We start from the raw sequence: 15,376 nt of genomic DNA, 5'->3' as shown, positions 1-15,376 counted from the left end.
CCTGGTGGCCTTCCACGCAGGCGCATTGCTCCCCATCCAACATGCCCACTCACACCGACAGCAACGGCAAGTCCATGGGCCAGGTGGCCTACGGCAAGCTGCACGAAGCCATCGAGACCGGTGTGCTCAAACCCGGCGACCGCATCAGCGTCAACGGCCTGGCCGACACCCTGCAGATCAGCCGCACACCGGTGCGCGAAGCCATCGCCTGGCTGGAGACCGACGGCCTCATCGTGCATGAGCCCTATCGCGGGCGCGTGGTCGCGCAGCTGGATCAGCAGATGGTGATCGAGCTGTATGCGATCCGCTTGGTGCTGGAAACCTCTGCGGCCGCGCTGGCCGCGCAGAATGCATCGGAAGCCGAGGTCGATGTGCTGCGCGAGATGCTGGTGCTCGAACGCGAGGTGCTGGGCGACCCCATGCGCCGCGAGCGGCTGAACCGGCGCTTTCACGACGCGATCTACCGCAGCGCGCACAACCGTTACCTGCTCACCACCCTGCGGGCGCTGCAGACGCCGATGATCCTGCTGGGGCCGGCCACGGCCAGCGAGCCGGCCCGCGCCGAAAGCGCCTCGGCCGAACATCAGCGTCTGGTGGACGCCATCGCGCGGCGCGACGCCGAGGGCGCGCGCGAGGCCATGCGCGTGCACCTGGCGGGCGGCCAGCGCGCGCGCATCAACGCCATGCTCTCGCGCGAACGCGACTGAACGACCGGGAGAGGCCGGGACATGCCGGCCAAAAAAAAGCGCGGCCGAAGCCGCGCGTATGTTCCGGCAGGGCCTGCTGGTTCAGCGCGGCTTGGCGCCCGCCTTGCGCGCCATCGCCTGTTCCAGCTCGCCCCACTTGGTGAGCTCTTCCTGGATGAAGCGGCCGAACTGCTCGGGCGTGCCTTCGGCTGGCTCGGCACCGGCTTCCAGCATGGTGCGCTCCACCGCCGGGTCGTCCAGCGTGCGACTCACGTCCGCGCCCAGCTTGGCGATCACCGCCTTGGGCGTCGCGGCGGGCGCGAGCAGGCCGAACCAGCCCACGGCCGCGTAACCCGGCACGCCCGAATCCGCGATCGTCGGCAGTTCTGGCGTGGCCTTGGCGCGCTTGGCGCTGGTCACGGCCAGCGCGACCAGCTTGCCCGACTTCACGTGCGGCATCACGGTCTGACCAGGGGCGAACATCACGTCAATGGTGCCGGCCAGCAGGTCGTTCACGGCCTGGCCGGTGCCCTTGTACGGCACGTGCATCATCTCGACGTCGGCCACCTGCTTGAAGAGCTCGACCGTCAGGTGCGAGGCCGAGCCTTCACCGGAGGAGCCGAAGGTCAGCTTGCCGGGTTCGGCCTTGGCCTTGGCCACCAGCTCGCGGATGTTCTTCACGCCCAGTCTCGGGTTCACCGTCACCACATAGGGCGAGGCCGACACCAGCGCCACCGGGGCGAACTGGCTGGCGTTTTCCTTGGTGAGCGAGGCGGTGGAGCTCATCATGAGCGTGTAACCGTCGGGTGCCGAGCGCGCCACATAGGACGCGCCGATGTGGCCGGCCGCGCCCGGGCGGTTTTCCACCAGCACGGTCTGCTTCCAGCTGTTGCCCAGGTGCACGGCCAGGATGCGCGCGAGCGAGTCGGCGCCGCCGGCGGGCGGGAAGGGCACGATCATGGTCACGGCCTTGGTGGGGTAGGGCTGCGGCGCCTGGGCCAGCGCGAGGCCGGCGGTGGCGCACAGGGCGGCCGCCACGGCGGCGGCGAGGGTGCGGTGAAGAGCGCTGTTCATGTTGTCTGTCTCCTGGGTTGGGGGCGGATGGGGTCTCAGGCCTGCGCGGGCGCGACGATGCGGTTGCGCAGGACCATGGGCGGGTTCTCGAAGGCGCACTCGACGACGTCGCCGTGCTTGAGGAACAGCTCCTCTGCGTTGGGCTTGCCCACCGCCACGCCGCCGGGCGCGCCGGTGGAGAACATGTCGCCGGGCATGAGGGGCACGAGGCGCGAGAAGTGCTCGATGATTCGCGGCAGCTTCCAGATCTGGTCGCTGGTGTTCACGCGCATGCGCTGCTCACCGTTGACGCTGCAGGTCACCCAGATGTCGTAGGGGTCGGGCACCTCGTCCATCGTGATGATGCAGGGGCCCAGCGGGCCGAAGCCGGGCGCGTTCTTGGCGGTCCAGAAGCGCGAGCCCGAGGCGACCTCGCGCTTTTGCGTGTCGCGGCAGGTCAGGTCGTTGAGGATGGTGATGCCGGCCACGTGCGAGAACGCGTCCTCAGCCTTCACGTTGTAGGCGGCCTTGCCGATCACGAACACCAGTTCGGGCTCGTAGTCGAGGTGGGTGACGCTGGGCGGGCGCACCACGTCGTTGTCGTGGCCGGTCAGGCAGTCGTTGAGCTTGATGAAGCCCGTCGGCTCGTTGGGCAGTTCCTTGATCAGGTCGGTGCGCTGCAGCTCCTCGAGGTGGGTGCGGTAGTTCTTGCCCACGCACAGGAACTTGTGCGCGTCGGTGATGGGCGGCAGGAAATCGATCGCATCCAGCGCGTGCGAGCTGTCGGCGGCACCCGGGCCGGCGATCAGCTCGCGCACCCGCGCCAGGCCGGCGTCGCCCAGCGCAAGCAGCGTCTTCATCGTGTCCGGCAGGGGGGCGTTGCTGCGTGTGGCCAATGCGGCCAGGTCGAGCATGCGGTCACCGGCGAGGACGCCCAGGCGCGGGTGAGCGGCTTGGCCATGCAGGGAAAAATTGGCGAGTCTCAAGGGGTCTCCTTTGGGGAAAGACCGCATCATATCAATTGAATTCAGCTGAATTCAATTGGCGCGGCAGTCGACGGCCTGGCGCAGGAACAGCGCGCGGCCAATGGCCTTCTCGTCATTGAGCACCCGGGCAAAGGAAACCCGGGAGGGGTCGTCGATGGTCAGAGGCACAGCGTCCCAGCCAATGCCCCGGTTGCGTTGCTGGCGCTGACCTGTGATGCGGTCGCGAGCTGCGATCACACAGCCCTGCGGCGCTTTCGGCCCCGAAACGGGCCAGCCACTTGAAGCCGGTGCGCCAGTCCTGACTTGAGTGGCTGGGCCTGGCAACCACAGCGTCCCCAATCAGGTCCGGATGAACGACCTATTGAGGTTTCACACCTAGGCCGTCATCCGCAGCGGGATGGTCACCGGTCCGTCGTTGACCAGGTGCACCTTCATGTCGGCCCCGAAGCGGCCGGTCTGCACCAGCGGGTGCTGCGCGCGCGCCGCCTTCACGAAGGCCTCGTAGAGCGCCTCGCCCAAGGCGGGCGGCGCCGCGCCGGTGAAGCCCGGGCGGTTGCCGCTCTTCGTGTCGGCCGCCAGGGTGAACTGGCTCACCACCAGCAGGCCGCCGCCGATGTCCTGCACGCTGCGGTTCATCTTGCCGGCGTCGTCGCCGAAGATGCGCAGCTTCAGCACCTTGGCCAGCAGCTTCTCGCCCACGGCCTCGGTGTCCTCGGGTTCCGCGCACAGCAACAACAGCAGGCCCGGGCCGATGGCGCCCACGGTCTGGCCATCGATGTCCACGCGCGCTTCGCTCACGCGCTGCAACAGCGAGATCATTTCAAATCGTCCTCGTCGAAGAAGTGGGCTTCCACGTCGCTGGGCAGCAGCTGGATGGTGGCGCGCAGCCCCGGCACCGCGCTCATCAAGGCCTGCTCCACGCTGGCCCGCACGGCGGCCGCGCGCCCGAGCGTCCAGGCCGCGGGCATGTGCATGTGCAGGTCCACGAAGCGGCGCTGGCCGGCGCGGCGCGTGCTCACGTGGTCGAAGCGGATGATGTGGGTGTCGCCGTGCGACAGGGCAAACCCGTCCAGCGTCTGCTGGATGGTCGCCATCACCTCGGGCTCCACCGCCTCGTCCATCAGCCCCTGCGACGAGCGCCAGGCCAGGCGCGCGCCTTCCTTCATGATGTTGAGCGCCACGGCCATGGCCACCAGCGGGTCCAGCCAGAGCCAGCCGGTGAGCGTGACCAGCACGACACCGACCAGCACCCCGGCCGAGGTCCAGACGTCGGAGAACAGGTGCTTGGCATCGGCCTCGAGCGCGATCGAGCGGTGTGTCTTCGAGGCTTGCAGCATGGTCCAGGCCAGGCCGCCGTTGAGCACCGAACTCGCCACCGACAGCGCCAGGCCCCAGCCCACCTGTTCGATCGGCTGCGGGTCCAGCAGGCGGCTGCCGGCAGCCCAGAGGATGCCGAGACCGGCCGCGATGATGAGGATGCCTTCGAAGCCCGAGGAGAAGTACTCGGCCTTGTGGTGGCCGTAAGGGTGCTCCTCGTCGGCCGGCCGCGCGGCGATGGTCACCATCACCAGGCCGACCACCGCGCTGGCCAGGTTCACCAGCGACTCCATCGCGTCGGACAGCAGGCCCACCGAATCGGTGACCACCCAGGCCAGGGTCTTGAGCGCGATGGTGACCACCGCCACCCCGATCGACGCCATCAGGAGGCGCTTCGGGGTGAGGAAACGGGCGGGGACAAAGCGCATGCCGCCATTGTGCCGGCTGCGGGCATGCCAGAATCCGCCGCATGTGGCAGTCATGGCAACGCTTGAAGTGGTGGGTGAGCGGCGGAATCCTGCTGTCCCTGGCGGGCGCGGTGTTGCTGGCGCGCCTGTCGCTCGATGAACAGCGCGCGCTGTTCGAGACCGACGCGCGCATCGTCCACCGGCTGCTGAGCCAGCAGGTGGTGCAGCACGACGCGATGCTGGCCACGCTGGCGCTGCTGCAACCGGTGCCCGACAGCAGCAGCGGCGCCTCGTCGCCCGAGCAGCGCCTGCCGGTGCTCTACCCGCAGATCCTCAGCGTGCAGCGGCGCGACCCCGACCAGCGCTGGAACGACCCGCAGCTCACGCAGGCCGAGACGCGCTCGCGCCAGGCGCGCCGCGCCGCCCTGGGCGGGCTGGACCTGCCCGCCGGGCGCTACCAGGTGGTGCTGGCCGCCACGCCCACCAGCTACGCGCTGACGATCGACGTGCGGGCCATGGTGCCCTGGTCCGAATGGCCCATGCAGGCCGACACCAGCCCGGTGCGCGTGACGCTGGAGCACGAAGGCCAGCGCTACGTGGTGCAACCTGGCGCCGCCCTGGACGAGCGGCCCACGCGCGGTTGGCACTTCGCGTTTCACAAGCTGCTGGCGGCCGAGAGCCAACCCTTCGACGTGGTCGCCACCCTTTCGGTGGGCTGGGGCCAGTTGCCCTGGGGGCTGATGCTGGCCTGGGTGCTGGGCGTGACGGCGCTGCTGGCGGCGCTGCACCACCTGCAACGCCAGCGCAGCGCGCGCCGCCGCGCTGAGGAACTGCTGCGCCTGGGCCAGGTGGCGCGACTGAACACGCTGGGTGAACTCGCCGCCGGCATGGCGCACGAACTGAACCAGCCGCTGACCGCCGTGCTCGCCAACACCCAGGCCGCGCAGCGCCTGCTCAACGAAGACCCGCCCGAACTCGCCACCGCGCGCAGCGCCATGCTGCAGGCCGCGGCGCAGGCGCGCCGCGCCGCCGAGGTGGTGGGCCGCCTGCGCCAGACCGTGGAGCGGCCCGACCGCAGTGGCCAGCACCAGCCCGTGGCGGCGGTGGAGGCCGTGCGCCGAGCCCTCTACCTGCTGGAGCCCGAGTGCCAGCGGCGCGACGTGGTGCCGGTGCTCGACGCCGCGCAGGCGGTGACGGTGCTGGCCGACCCGGTGGCGCTGGACCAGATCGTGCACAACCTGATCCTCAACGCGCTGCAGGCGCTGGAGCAGGTGCCCGCCGCGCAACGGCGGCTCACGCTCACGGTGTCGGCCAAGGACCGCCTGGGCGAGATCACCGTGGCCGACAACGGCCCGGGCATCCCTCCCGAGGTGCTGCCGCGCCTGTTCGAGCCGTTTTACTCCACGCGCAAGGACGGACTCGGCCTGGGCCTGAGCCTGTGCGAAACCCTGGCCAACGGCATGGGCGGCACGCTGGACGCGGCCAACGCGCCCGAGCGGGGCGCGGTGTTCCGGCTGCAACTGCCGCTCGCGGAGAGCCTCCCATGAACGGTTCGCCCGACACCCTCTCGCCCACGGTGCACCTGATCGATGACGACCAGGCGGTGCGCGACAGCCTGGGCCTGCTGATCGGCACCGTGGGCCTGCGCGTGCAGCCCTGGAGCGACCCACAGGCCTTCCTGAGCGATTTCGACCGCGAGGGCATCGGCGCCATCGTGCTCGACGTGCGCATGCCCGGCATCAGCGGCCTGAGCGTGCTCGACACCCTGGTGTCGCAGGGCGTGGACCAGCCGGTGATCATGCTCACCGGCCATGGCACGGTGGACATGTGCCGGCGCGCGTTCAAGGCCGGTGCGGCCGAGTTCCTGGAAAAACCGGTGAACGACGAGGTGCTGCTCGAAGCCTTGCAGAACGCGGTGCGCCAGCACGTGCGCTCGCGCCAGCGCAACGAGGCCGACCGCGCCGCGCGCGAACGTTATGCGCAGCTCTCCGAGCGCGAGCGCGAGGTGCTGGGCCTGATCGTCGAGGGCCTGACCAACAAGGAGATCGGCCGCGCGCTGGGCCTGTCGCCGCGCACGGTGGAAACCCACCGCGCCAACCTGTTCGCCAAGCTGCAGGCGCCCTCGCTGGCGCAGCTGATCCGGCATTACGCCGCGCTGGTGGACGCCCAGGACACGGCCGGCCCGGGCGGCGGCAACGGCAACGGCACTGCGTAGTTCTACGGAGGGCCGCGCGTAGGCGCCCGAATGGCCGTTTCGGGCGCGGATTTTTACAGTTCTCCCACGGTTGATCGAACCGTTTCACAACACCCGGAGAACTCCATGCAAGCCTTCGTCAAAGCGTCCCTCCTCGCCGTTTCCCTCAGCGCCGCCGCCCTGGCCAGCGCGCAGAGCGTGCGTGTGGAGAAGAACATGTCGCTCGAACTCGCCACCCAGATCGCCAGCGCCACCGTCGCGGCCTGCAGCACCGCCGGCTACAACGTGGCGGCCACGGTGGTGGACCGTGCCGGTGGCGTGCGCGCCGTCATGCGCGCCGACAACGCCGGCCCGCACACGCTGGAAGCCAGCCGCCTGAAGGCCTTCACCTCGGCCTCGGCGAAGAACAACACGCTGGCCATCATGGAAGGCGCGCAGAAGAACCCGGCCGCGGCCAACCTGACGGACATCCCCGGCTACCTGCTGCTCGGCGGCGGCGTGCCGGTGAAGGTGGGCAACGAAGTGATCGGCGCCGTGGGCGTGGGCGGCGCGCCCGGCGGCCATCTGGACGAGCAGTGCGCCATCGCCGCGCTCGACAAGGTCAAGGACCAGCTGAAATGAAACGCCGCCGCGCGCTGATCACCGGCCTGCTGGTGGCGTTGGCGAGCACCGCGCCGGCGGTCTGGGCCCAGGTGGGGCCCAGTGCCTCCGAGGTCGCGGCCTACAGCGGCCTGCACGCCGCGGCGCACCAGGGCGACAGCGCGAAGATCGCGCGCCTGGTGGCCGGTGGCGCGGCGCTCAATGCCACCGACGCGCGGGGCCGCACGCCCTTGCACGTGGCCACGTTTGCGCGGCAGCGCGAGGCGATCCGCGCGCTGGTGAAGGCGGGTGCCGACATCGACCGGCTGGAGAACGACCGCTACGACGCGGTGACGATCGCTTCGGTGGCGGACGATGAGGAGACGTTGCGGTTGTTGTTGCAGCTGGGCGCGAGCGCGAAGCAGACGACCAGCCGCTACGACGGCACGGCCTTGATCGCGGCGGCCCACCTGGGCCACGACGGGGTGGTGCGCCAGCTGATTGCCGCCGGTGCGCCGCTGGACCACGTGAACAACCTGCACTGGACGGCGACGATCGAGTCCATCGTGTTGGGCGACGGCGGTGCGCGCCACCAGGCCACGCTCAAGGCGCTGATCGATGCGGGGGCCGGTTTGCAGCTGGCGGACCGTTCGGGGCAGACGCCTTTGGCTTTGGCGCGGTCTCGCGGGTACTCGGCGATGGTGGCGATGCTCGAGAAGGCTGGGGCTCGCTGAGTCTTTCGCTCTTTCTTTCAGGTTGCTTCTCTCGGCCTGAGTGCGTGGGGGCGGAGGGCTCCGCGACTGTCCCCCGGGTCGGCTTCGCCGCCCCTCCTCCTTTACGTCGCTGCGCCCTCCACCCCCACGCACTCAGGCGCACCACGCAAGCGCAAAAGGCGTGAGCCAAACACATCTCGGCTCGGGGGGCCTGGGCGTTCTGCGCAGCGGGGTAAAGGAGGAGAACCGGCGAAGCCGGTTCGGGGGACACCCGCGGAGCAGAGCGCCCAGGCCCCCCGAGCCCTCGAGGTAGAAGACGGAAAGGTCTTAGCTCAAAGTCACGCGAGCAAACTTCCGCTTCCCGACCTGAACCACAAAAGTCCCCGCAGGCAGCTTCAAGCCCTTGTCGCTCACGACAGCGCCGTCGACACGAACACCGCCACCATCGATCAGACGGTTGGCTTCGCTGTTGGAGGGCGCCAAACCCGCTGACTTCAGCAGCGGTGCGATCCCCAGCGGCGCGCCCGACAGCGACACCTCCGGAATCTCGTCCGGCACACCGCCCTTGCTGCGGTTGATGAAATCCTGCTCCGCCGCCTCCGCCGCCGCCGCGCTGTGGAAACGCGTCGTGATCTCCTTGGCCAGCGCCACCTTCGCGTCCTTGGGGTTCGCGCCCTGCTCGATCGCCTGCTTCAGCGACTCGATGTGCGCCATCGACTGGAACGACAACAGCGTGTACCAGCGCCACATCAGCGTGTCCGAAATGCTCAGCACTTTCGCGAACATCGAATTCGCATCCTCGGTGATGCCGATGTAGTTGTTCTTGCTCTTGGACATCTTGTCCACGCCGTCCAGACCTTCGAGCAGCGGCATTGTCAGGATGCACTGCGGCTCCTGGCCGTACTCGGCCTGCAGATGGCGGCCCATCAACAGGTTGAACTTCTGGTCCGTGCCGCCCAACTCCAGATCGCTCTGCAGCGCCACCGAGTCGTAACCCTGCATCAGCGGGTACAGGAACTCGTGCACGCTGATCGGCGTGCCGGCCTTGAAACGGTCGTGGAAATCGTTGCGCTCCATCATGCGCGCCACCGTGTACTTGGCCGCCAGCTGGATCATGCCCATCGAGCCCAGCGGCAGACTCCACTCGCTGTTGTAGCGGATCTCGGTGCGCGCCGGGTCCAGCACCAGGCTGGCCTGCTTGTAGTAGGTCTCGGCGTTCGCCTTGATCTGCTCCGGGGTCAGCGGCGGGCGCGTGTTGTTGCGGCCCGAGGGGTCGCCGATCAGGCTCGTGAAGTCCCCGATCAGGAAGATCACCTGATGTCCCAGGTCCTGCAGCTGGCGCATCTTGTTCAGCACCACCGTGTGGCCGATGTGGATGTCGGGCGCCGTGGGGTCCAGCCCCAGCTTGATGCGCAGCGGCCGGCCGGTGGTTTCCGACTGTGACAATTTTTTGACCCAGTCGGCCTGAGGTATCAATTCTTCGCACCCCCGCAGCGTGACGCTGAGGGCTTCCTGGACACCGTCCGTCAGTGGCACGGATTTCTGAGAACTTTCGGCGTCGTTTCTGGAGGCGGTCATAGGGGTTTTTTCAGATGCGAAGGACGGTGCGCTGGCTAAAATACTGGGCGCGAATGACGGATTTTAGTTGGCCCGCTTTTTGCACGATATCAAGCCAGTTCGTCACCGCATGAGCGCTTGAGTGAACTTGTTCCGCCTCAACCGCTCTTTTTTTGTGCGCGCGGCCCCAACCACCGGGGCCGGCCTTACCGGAAACAACGATTTTGACCCGTTCGCTACTTCACACGCTGGCCAGCCTCGCTGATGCCACGAGCCAAAGCCTCGCCCGGCATCCCCGACGCATCATGGGCGGCCTCGGTGTGCTGCTGCTGGGCACGGGCGTCACCGCCTTCGGCATCGCGCCGCTGGCCCCCGACGCCGCCGACCTGCCCGTGCGCCAGGTCGTCGAAGCCCTCGACGCCCCCACGCAGCAAGACATCCACAGCCTCCTCGCGGCCCAGCCCGCCGCGCCGCTGGTGTTGTTCCGCAGCGAGACCACCCGCCGCGACGACACCGCCCAGAGCCTGCTGCAGCGCATGGGCGTGACCGATTCGCAAGCCCAGACCTTCCTGCGCAACGACGCCATCGCGCGCCAGCTGCTGGGCCGTGCCGGCCGCCTGGTGAGCGTCGAAGCCACCGAGAAACAGGAACTGCTGCGCCTGACCGCGCGCTGGCTCTCCGCCGACGAACGCAGCTTCACCCGCCTCGTGGTCGAAAAGGATGCCCAGGGCGCGCTCGGCTCGCGCCTGGAACAAGGCGCGCTGACCGCCTCGTCCCGGCTGGCCAGCGGCGTGATCCGCAGCTCGCTGTTCGCCGCCACCGACGCGGCCGGCATCCCCGACCCGGTCGCCATCCAGCTGGCCGAGATGTTCTCCAGCAGCATCGACTTCCGCCGCGACCTGCGCCAAGGTGACCGCTTCAACGTGGTCTACGAAAGCCTGGAAGCCGATGGCGAGAGCCTGCGCACCGGCCGGATCCTGAGCGCCGAGTTCGTCAACGAAGGCAAGGAACACCAGGCCGTCTGGTTCGAAGAAGCGGGCCACAAAGGCGGCTACTACGGTTTCGACGGCCAGAGCTCGCGCCGCTTCTACCTGGCCTCCCCGCTGGAGTTCTCGCGCGTGAGCAGCGGCTACGGCATGCGCTTTCACCCCATCACGGGCGGTCGCAAGGCCCACATGGGCGTGGACTACGCCGCCCCCACCGGCACGCCGGTGCGCACCATCGGCGACGGCACGGTCGAGTTCGCGGGCGAACAGCGCGGCTATGGCAATGTCATCTACATCAAGCACCGCAGCAACCAGGTCACCGTCTACGCCCACCTGAGCCGCATCGGCGTGCGCAAGGGCCAGCGCGTGAACCAGGGTGACTTCATCGGTGCCGTCGGCACCACGGGCGCCTCCACCGGCCCGCACCTGCACCTGGAGTTCCGCGACAACGGCGTGCACGTGGATCCCCTGGCCATCGCGCGCCAGAGCGAGTCCATCCCCGTGCCGGCCGCCCTGCGCCAGCGTTTCGACGCCGTGGCCCAGCTGCAGCGCATGCAGCTCAATGCCGCCGCCAGCATCCAGCAGGCGAACGCCCAGTAAGCGACCCGGTCTCGACACCCAACAAAAAAGGGAGCCAGCGGCTCCCTTTTTCGTTGCGGCGAGAAAACGCCGTCGGTCAGACGCTGAAGCTCGAACCGCAACCGCAGGTGGTGGTGGCGTTGGGGTTCTTGATCACGAATTGCGCGCCTTCGAGGTCTTCCTTGTAGTCGATCTCGGCGCCGACCAGGTACTGGTAGCTCATCGCGTCGATCAGCAGGGAGACACCGTTCTTGGTCATGGTGGTGTCGTCTTCGTTGACGATTTCGTCGAAGGTGAAGCCGTACTGGAAACCCGAGCAACCCCCACCCTGCACGAACACGCGCAGCTTGAGATCGGGATTGCCCTCTTCGGCCACCAGCTCGGCCACCTTGGCCGCCGCGCTGTCGGTGAGGACCAGCGGTGCCGGCATGTCGGTCTGGATGTTTTCGGCGACTGCGCTCATGGGATACCTCTTGACGGAAATGTGGGGTGGGTGCGGTACACCCGCATGTCCGAGTGATACTAAATCAAATCGCTCGGGTATGTGCTCACCCGTTGTTTGCCGCCAGCTTCAGTGTGGGTTTGTCCTCGATCCCGCCGACCATGGGCTTGAGCTGACCGGAAATGGTGGCGCCCTGGTGCATTTCAAGCGCCTTGTAGGACACATCGCCCTCGATGTGGGCCTTGGGCTGCAACTCCAGCAATTCGAACGCGAGCACCGGGCCCTTGACGTTGCCATTGATGATCACGTGATCGGCATGGATCTGCCCCGTCACGGTGGCCACTTCGCTGACCACGAGGATGCTGGGCTTCTCGTCGCTGGCGCGCAGGTCGCCGATCACCTCGCCGTCGATGCGCAGACCGTCGTGGAAGAACACATTGCCTTCGATGCGGGTGCCCTGGGCGATGAGGCTCTTGATGGGGGGTTGTTTTTTCTTGGCAAACATGAGGCTCTCTCCCGACGGTGGACCGCGATGGTTACAGGTTGAAGGATTGCATGGACCTGACCGAACTGCCCTGCAGGATCTTGGCCGTCACATTTTCTACCACGGCCTGCGCGGGCACGTCCACCACGCCTTCCATGCGCAGGTAGCCCTTGATCAGCACCGGCTGCGGCGCGGGCGCGGACTTGGCGACCCAGGGCTTGCCCGCCAGCGTGCCGGTGAGCGTGACCTCCAGCGCACCCTTGAAGTCGGGCGCGTTCTTGCTGGCCTGGATCATGAGCACCTGCCATTTGAGCTGGGTGGGCGACAGGCGCTCGGCCTGCAGGCCGCGGATGCTCAGCGAATCGTTGCCGGAGCCGGGGATCAGGCGCTCGAAGAAGCCCAGGTCGCTGCGCAGCAGCTCGTTGTCGGCCTGCAGTTGCCGGATCTGCATCGTCAGCTGTTCCTGGGTGCTGCGCTCGGCGATCAGCAGGCTGTCCGAGGTGTTGGCCACCGACTGGGCCTCGCTCAGGTCGGTGCGCAGGATCTGCACCTCGCGGCGCAGTTGCGCAAGCTCCTGCTGGGCATTGCGGTCCAGCCCGGCGATGTCCTTGCCGAACTCGAAGGCCCAGACCGCCAGCGCGCCCGAAAACCCCAGCACCAGTGCGCCCAGCACCCAGCGGAAAGGCCACGGCAGGCTGCTGCGCACCGAGACCCGGGGCGCACTGACCGTCAGCCTTCTCCGCAACAGGCGAAAACGCATTCAAACCTCTCCAACTGCAAGCAAACGCAACCAGGCCCCAGAAAGCAAAAACCGCCCCAAGTTTGAACTTGCAGGCGGTTTCTGGGGCATGGACAGCGTGCTTAGCGCTTGCTGAACTGCTTGCGGCGGCGCGCAGAGCGCAGACCGACCTTTTTCCGTTCCACTTCGCGGGCATCGCGCGTCACGAAGCCGGCTTGCGACAGACCCGACTTGAGCGTCGCGTCGTAGTCGATCAGGGCGCGGGTGATGCCGTGGCGCACGGCACCGGCCTGGCCGGATTCACCACCACCGTGCACGTTGACCTGCACGTCGAAGGTCTCGGCGTGGTTGGTCAGCACCAGGGGCTGCTTGGCGATCATGATCGAGGTTTCACGGCCGAAGTAGGCTTGGATGTCCTTGCCATTGACCGTGATCTTGCCGCTGCCTTTTTTCAGAAACACGCGGGCGACGCTGGATTTGCGACGGCCGGTTCCGTTGTTCCATTCACCAATCATCTCAAGGCTCCTTTAGAGTTCCAGCACTTGCGGCTGTTGGGCGGTGTGCGGGTGCTCTGCACCGCCGTACACCTTGAGCTTCTTGATCATGGCGTAGCCGAGCGGGCCCTTGGGCAGCATGCCCTTGACGGCCTTCTCGAGCGCGCGGCCAGGGTGCTTGGCCTGCATGTCGCGGAAGTTGGTGCCATAGATACCGCCCGGGAAACCCGAGTGACGGTAGTACACCTTGTCGAGGGCCTTGTTGCCCGTGACGCGGAGTTTGGCTGCGTTGATGATGACGATGAAGTCACCGGTATCGACGTGAGGCGTGTAAATGGCCTTGTGTTTGCCGCGCAAACGGAGAGCAACTTCACTGGCTACTCGTCCGAGGACCTTGTCGGTCGCGTCAATCACAAACCACTCGTGCGTCACGTCAGCGGGTTTGGCGCTGAACGTTTTGGTCATGAGTTTTCTCTTGAAGAGTTGGTTTGGCGGCTCTTTTCCACGGTCGGTCGTTCTCTGTCGGAACGCTCTTAGGTGGGTTTTGAATGCTTCGCCGCGGAGCCAGCAAATCGCTGCGAAGCCCTCGATTGTACGAAATTCCGGCCCCGGATGGCAAACCGCCCGTCCCCGATGGTCGGGCGCAGAGGGCAAACGGCTACCATCAGGGCATGTTCAGCTACCGACACGCCTTCCACGCCGGCAACCACGCCGACGTGCTCAAGCACATCACCCTCATCGCCACGCTGCGCCACCTGATGCAGAAGGAGGCGGGTCTGACGCTGATCGACACCCACGCGGGCGCGGGCCTGTATCGGCTCGACGGCGACTACACCGAGACCGGGGGCGAGGCCAAGGACGGCGTCGTCAAGCTCATGGGCGCGCTGCGCGCGGCCGACGGGCCGTCGACCGAGGCCGTGGCGCCCGCCATCGACGACTACCTGGACCTGGTCGCGAGCTTCAACCCCTCGGGCGCACTGCGGGTCTATCCCGGCTCGCCGTTCGTCATGCACCAGCTGCTGCGGGCCGAATCGCGCGACCGGCTCAAGCTGTTCGAGCTGCACCCGACCGACAGCCGCACCCTGTCCGCCAACATCGCCCAACTCGAAGCCGGCCGCCAGATCGCGGTGGTGCGCGAGGACGGTTTCGAGGGCGTGAAGCCCCTGCTGCCGCCGCCGCCCTCGGCCACCGGCTCCAAACGGGCCATGGTGTTGATCGACCCGAGCTATGAGATCAAGAGCGATTACGGAAAAGTGAGCGCCTGCATACAAGAGATCATCCGACGTTTCCCGACCGGCACCTACCTGGTCTGGTACCCGGTGATCCCGCGCCCCGAGGCGCACGATCTGCCGCGCCGCCTGCGCACCCTGTCGAACCAGGCCCAGAAACCCTGGCTGAACGCCACACTGGCCATCGGCCAGGACCCGACCCACGGTCCCGACGACCGGCCGGGCCTCACCGCCAGCGGCATGTTCGTGATCAACCCGCCGCACACCCTCAAGGGCACGCTGCAGGCCGCCTTGCCGCAGCTGCTGGCCCACCTGGGCCGCGGACGCGGCAAATCCCAGGCACTCGAATCGGGCGGCTGAACGCCGGATTCAGCGTGGCCGGGCCAGGGTCATGGTCCAGTAGCGGCCGTAGGTGGTGCCGCTGCGCTGCACGCAGCTCACGCCCATGTGCTGGTACTCGGCGCGCATGATGTTGGCGCAGTGGCCGGGACTGGCGAGCCAGCCGCTCATCACGGTCGAGACCGAGGTCTGCCCCGCCGCGATGTTTTCCCCCACCCACGACCACGCATAACCTTCGGCGGCGATGCGCTGGGAGGCCGTGCGGCCGTCCAGCCCGGTGTGGGAAAAGTAGTTGTTGACGGCCATGTCGGTCGAATGCCGCGCGGCGGCGGAGAACAGCGCGTCGTTCCAGGCCAGTGGCGCGACCGCCGGCATCGCGGTGCCGCCGCAGCTGCGCGCCACGGCCCGCGCCGCGTTGATCTGTTGCAGCAAGCTGTTGCGGAAGTCGGGCAGGTTGCAGCTGGTGCTGGCGTCCAGGGCGACCAGCGTCGAACCGCCGCTGCCCGAGCCGGCGCCGCCCGCGCTGTTCGGCGGTGAGGGCACGCCGATCGTCGCATCGGCCCCGCCGCTGGCGCCCGCGTCGCCGCCACCG

At 67.7% G+C, this 15,376-nt stretch carries 19 protein-coding genes and 1 pseudogene; 7 read left to right on the top strand and 13 right to left on the bottom strand.

What is annotated here, in order from left to right:
• Positions 1 to 41: 41 nt before the first annotated feature.
• Positions 42 to 707, top strand: coding sequence for a GntR family transcriptional regulator (locus AC3WPZ_RS19300; protein ID WP_444688916.1), 666 nt, complete (start codon positions 42 to 44; stop codon positions 705 to 707).
• Between the two features lie 81 nt (positions 708 to 788).
• On the opposite strand, the gene AC3WPZ_RS19295 is transcribed toward AC3WPZ_RS19300, so the two are convergent.
• The 6 genes and pseudogenes from AC3WPZ_RS19295 to AC3WPZ_RS19270 form a co-directional block, all read right to left on the bottom strand.
• On the bottom strand, positions 789 to 1,760 hold the full coding sequence (locus AC3WPZ_RS19295; RefSeq protein ID WP_382327550.1) for a tripartite tricarboxylate transporter substrate binding protein: 972 nt from the start codon (positions 1,758 to 1,760) through the stop codon (positions 789 to 791).
• 35 nt (positions 1,761 to 1,795) lie between these two features.
• Complete coding sequence (locus AC3WPZ_RS19290) at positions 1,796 to 2,725, bottom strand: fumarylacetoacetate hydrolase family protein (protein WP_492441050.1); 930 nt, start codon at positions 2,723 to 2,725, stop codon at positions 1,796 to 1,798.
• A 51-nt stretch (positions 2,726 to 2,776) separates the two neighbouring features.
• Positions 2,777 to 2,962, bottom strand: coding sequence for a hypothetical protein (locus tag AC3WPZ_RS19285; protein ID WP_382325917.1), 186 nt, complete (start codon positions 2,960 to 2,962; stop codon positions 2,777 to 2,779).
• Positions 2,961 to 3,053, bottom strand: a pseudogene (locus tag AC3WPZ_RS19280) (hypothetical protein); the annotation flags it as partial. The gene AC3WPZ_RS19285 and the pseudogene AC3WPZ_RS19280, both read right to left, overlap by 2 nt.
• Positions 3,054 to 3,100: 47 nt before the next feature.
• Positions 3,101 to 3,544 carry a D-aminoacyl-tRNA deacylase gene (gene dtd / locus AC3WPZ_RS19275; RefSeq protein ID WP_382327554.1) on the bottom strand — a complete coding sequence of 148 codons (444 nt, stop codon included), beginning with the start codon at positions 3,542 to 3,544 and terminating at the stop codon, positions 3,101 to 3,103.
• Positions 3,541 to 4,470, bottom strand: coding sequence for a cation diffusion facilitator family transporter (locus AC3WPZ_RS19270; RefSeq protein WP_492441047.1), 930 nt, complete (start codon positions 4,468 to 4,470; stop codon positions 3,541 to 3,543). Before AC3WPZ_RS19270 ends, dtd begins: the two co-directional genes overlap by 4 nt.
• Before the next feature lie 74 nt (positions 4,471 to 4,544).
• On the opposite strand from AC3WPZ_RS19270, the gene AC3WPZ_RS19265 reads away from it, so the two are divergent.
• From AC3WPZ_RS19265 to AC3WPZ_RS19250, 4 genes are all read left to right on the top strand, one after another.
• Positions 4,545 to 5,996, top strand: a complete 1,452-nt coding sequence (locus tag AC3WPZ_RS19265) for a sensor histidine kinase (protein WP_492441045.1) — start codon at positions 4,545 to 4,547, stop codon at positions 5,994 to 5,996.
• On the top strand, positions 5,993 to 6,664 hold the full coding sequence (locus AC3WPZ_RS19260; protein WP_492441043.1) for a response regulator transcription factor: 672 nt from the start codon (positions 5,993 to 5,995) through the stop codon (positions 6,662 to 6,664). The genes AC3WPZ_RS19265 and AC3WPZ_RS19260 overlap by 4 nt, the downstream gene beginning before the upstream one ends.
• Positions 6,665 to 6,769: 105 nt before the next feature.
• A complete protein-coding gene (locus AC3WPZ_RS19255; protein WP_382162358.1) occupies positions 6,770 to 7,264 on the top strand; it encodes a GlcG/HbpS family heme-binding protein in 495 nt (164 codons plus the stop codon).
• Positions 7,261 to 7,956: an ankyrin repeat domain-containing protein gene (locus tag AC3WPZ_RS19250; RefSeq protein WP_492441041.1), complete on the top strand. Its 696-nt coding sequence runs from the start codon at positions 7,261 to 7,263 to the stop codon at positions 7,954 to 7,956. The genes AC3WPZ_RS19255 and AC3WPZ_RS19250 overlap by 4 nt, the downstream gene beginning before the upstream one ends.
• Before the next feature lie 306 nt (positions 7,957 to 8,262).
• Here AC3WPZ_RS19250 and tyrS read toward each other — a convergent pair whose 3' ends face one another.
• Positions 8,263 to 9,513 (bottom strand): tyrosine--tRNA ligase, encoded by a 1,251-nt coding sequence (tyrS, locus tag AC3WPZ_RS19245; protein WP_382323036.1) that lies wholly within the window; start codon positions 9,511 to 9,513, stop codon positions 8,263 to 8,265.
• Between the two features lie 203 nt (positions 9,514 to 9,716).
• Here tyrS and AC3WPZ_RS19240 point away from each other — a divergent pair, with 203 nt between their 5' ends.
• Positions 9,717 to 11,078, top strand: coding sequence for a M23 family metallopeptidase (locus AC3WPZ_RS19240; protein ID WP_382323035.1), 1,362 nt, complete (start codon positions 9,717 to 9,719; stop codon positions 11,076 to 11,078).
• A gap of 76 nt (positions 11,079 to 11,154) precedes the next feature.
• Here the strand turns inward: AC3WPZ_RS19240 and erpA are convergent, their stop codons facing one another.
• From erpA to rplM, 5 genes are all read right to left on the bottom strand, one after another.
• The gene (erpA, locus tag AC3WPZ_RS19235; protein ID WP_492441039.1) at positions 11,155 to 11,520 is read right to left on the bottom strand and encodes an iron-sulfur cluster insertion protein ErpA; all 366 of its coding nucleotides are present in this window, start codon (positions 11,518 to 11,520) and stop codon (positions 11,155 to 11,157) included.
• Positions 11,521 to 11,605: 85 nt separating this feature from the next.
• On the bottom strand, positions 11,606 to 12,004 hold the full coding sequence (locus AC3WPZ_RS19230) for a bactofilin family protein (protein WP_291121339.1): 399 nt from the start codon (positions 12,002 to 12,004) through the stop codon (positions 11,606 to 11,608).
• 31 nt (positions 12,005 to 12,035) lie between these two features.
• Positions 12,036 to 12,743 (bottom strand): DUF6776 family protein, encoded by a 708-nt coding sequence (locus AC3WPZ_RS19225; RefSeq protein WP_444688921.1) that lies wholly within the window; start codon positions 12,741 to 12,743, stop codon positions 12,036 to 12,038.
• A gap of 101 nt (positions 12,744 to 12,844) precedes the next feature.
• Positions 12,845 to 13,237, bottom strand: coding sequence for a 30S ribosomal protein S9 (gene rpsI / locus AC3WPZ_RS19220; protein WP_291121336.1), 393 nt, complete (start codon positions 13,235 to 13,237; stop codon positions 12,845 to 12,847).
• Positions 13,238 to 13,249: 12 nt separating this feature from the next.
• Complete coding sequence (gene rplM / locus AC3WPZ_RS19215) at positions 13,250 to 13,681, bottom strand: 50S ribosomal protein L13 (protein WP_291121334.1); 432 nt, start codon at positions 13,679 to 13,681, stop codon at positions 13,250 to 13,252.
• 206 nt (positions 13,682 to 13,887) lie between these two features.
• On the opposite strand from rplM, the gene AC3WPZ_RS19210 reads away from it, so the two are divergent.
• Positions 13,888 to 14,805, top strand: a complete 918-nt coding sequence (locus AC3WPZ_RS19210) for a 23S rRNA (adenine(2030)-N(6))-methyltransferase RlmJ (protein ID WP_492441037.1) — start codon at positions 13,888 to 13,890, stop codon at positions 14,803 to 14,805.
• Positions 14,806 to 14,814: 9 nt separating this feature from the next.
• Here AC3WPZ_RS19210 and AC3WPZ_RS19205 read toward each other — a convergent pair.
• The coding region (locus AC3WPZ_RS19205; protein ID WP_492441035.1) for a CAP domain-containing protein at positions 14,815 to 15,376 on the bottom strand (562 nt) is incomplete at its 5' end.

This window comes from Hydrogenophaga sp. FW305-3-2-15-A-LB1 (genome assembly GCF_058787875.1).
Note: the sequence above shows the minus strand (reverse complement) of the source record. Positions and strands in the feature narration are given on the sequence as shown.

What these genes read in the sequence shown, in the direction of transcription:
- AC3WPZ_RS19300 (WP_444688916.1), top strand. Translation starts at nt 42, where the DNA reads ATGCCCACTCACACCGACAGCAACGGCAAGTCCATGGGCCAGGTGGCC.
- AC3WPZ_RS19295 (WP_382327550.1), bottom strand. Translation starts at nt 1,760, where the DNA reads ATGAACAGCGCTCTTCACCGCACCCTCGCCGCCGCCGTGGCGGCCGCC.
- dtd (WP_382327554.1), bottom strand. Translation starts at nt 3,544, where the DNA reads ATGATCTCGCTGTTGCAGCGCGTGAGCGAAGCGCGCGTGGACATCGAT.
- AC3WPZ_RS19270 (WP_492441047.1), bottom strand. Translation starts at nt 4,470, where the DNA reads ATGCGCTTTGTCCCCGCCCGTTTCCTCACCCCGAAGCGCCTCCTGATG.
- AC3WPZ_RS19260 (WP_492441043.1), top strand. Translation starts at nt 5,993, where the DNA reads ATGAACGGTTCGCCCGACACCCTCTCGCCCACGGTGCACCTGATCGAT.
- AC3WPZ_RS19255 (WP_382162358.1), top strand. Translation starts at nt 6,770, where the DNA reads ATGCAAGCCTTCGTCAAAGCGTCCCTCCTCGCCGTTTCCCTCAGCGCC.
- AC3WPZ_RS19250 (WP_492441041.1), top strand. Translation starts at nt 7,261, where the DNA reads ATGAAACGCCGCCGCGCGCTGATCACCGGCCTGCTGGTGGCGTTGGCG.
- tyrS (WP_382323036.1), bottom strand. Translation starts at nt 9,513, where the DNA reads ATGACCGCCTCCAGAAACGACGCCGAAAGTTCTCAGAAATCCGTGCCA.
- erpA (WP_492441039.1), bottom strand. Translation starts at nt 11,520, where the DNA reads ATGAGCGCAGTCGCCGAAAACATCCAGACCGACATGCCGGCACCGCTG.
- AC3WPZ_RS19230 (WP_291121339.1), bottom strand. Translation starts at nt 12,004, where the DNA reads ATGTTTGCCAAGAAAAAACAACCCCCCATCAAGAGCCTCATCGCCCAG.
- AC3WPZ_RS19225 (WP_444688921.1), bottom strand. Translation starts at nt 12,743, where the DNA reads ATGCGTTTTCGCCTGTTGCGGAGAAGGCTGACGGTCAGTGCGCCCCGG.
- rpsI (WP_291121336.1), bottom strand. Translation starts at nt 13,237, where the DNA reads ATGATTGGTGAATGGAACAACGGAACCGGCCGTCGCAAATCCAGCGTC.
- rplM (WP_291121334.1), bottom strand. Translation starts at nt 13,681, where the DNA reads ATGACCAAAACGTTCAGCGCCAAACCCGCTGACGTGACGCACGAGTGG.
- AC3WPZ_RS19210 (WP_492441037.1), top strand. Translation starts at nt 13,888, where the DNA reads ATGTTCAGCTACCGACACGCCTTCCACGCCGGCAACCACGCCGACGTG.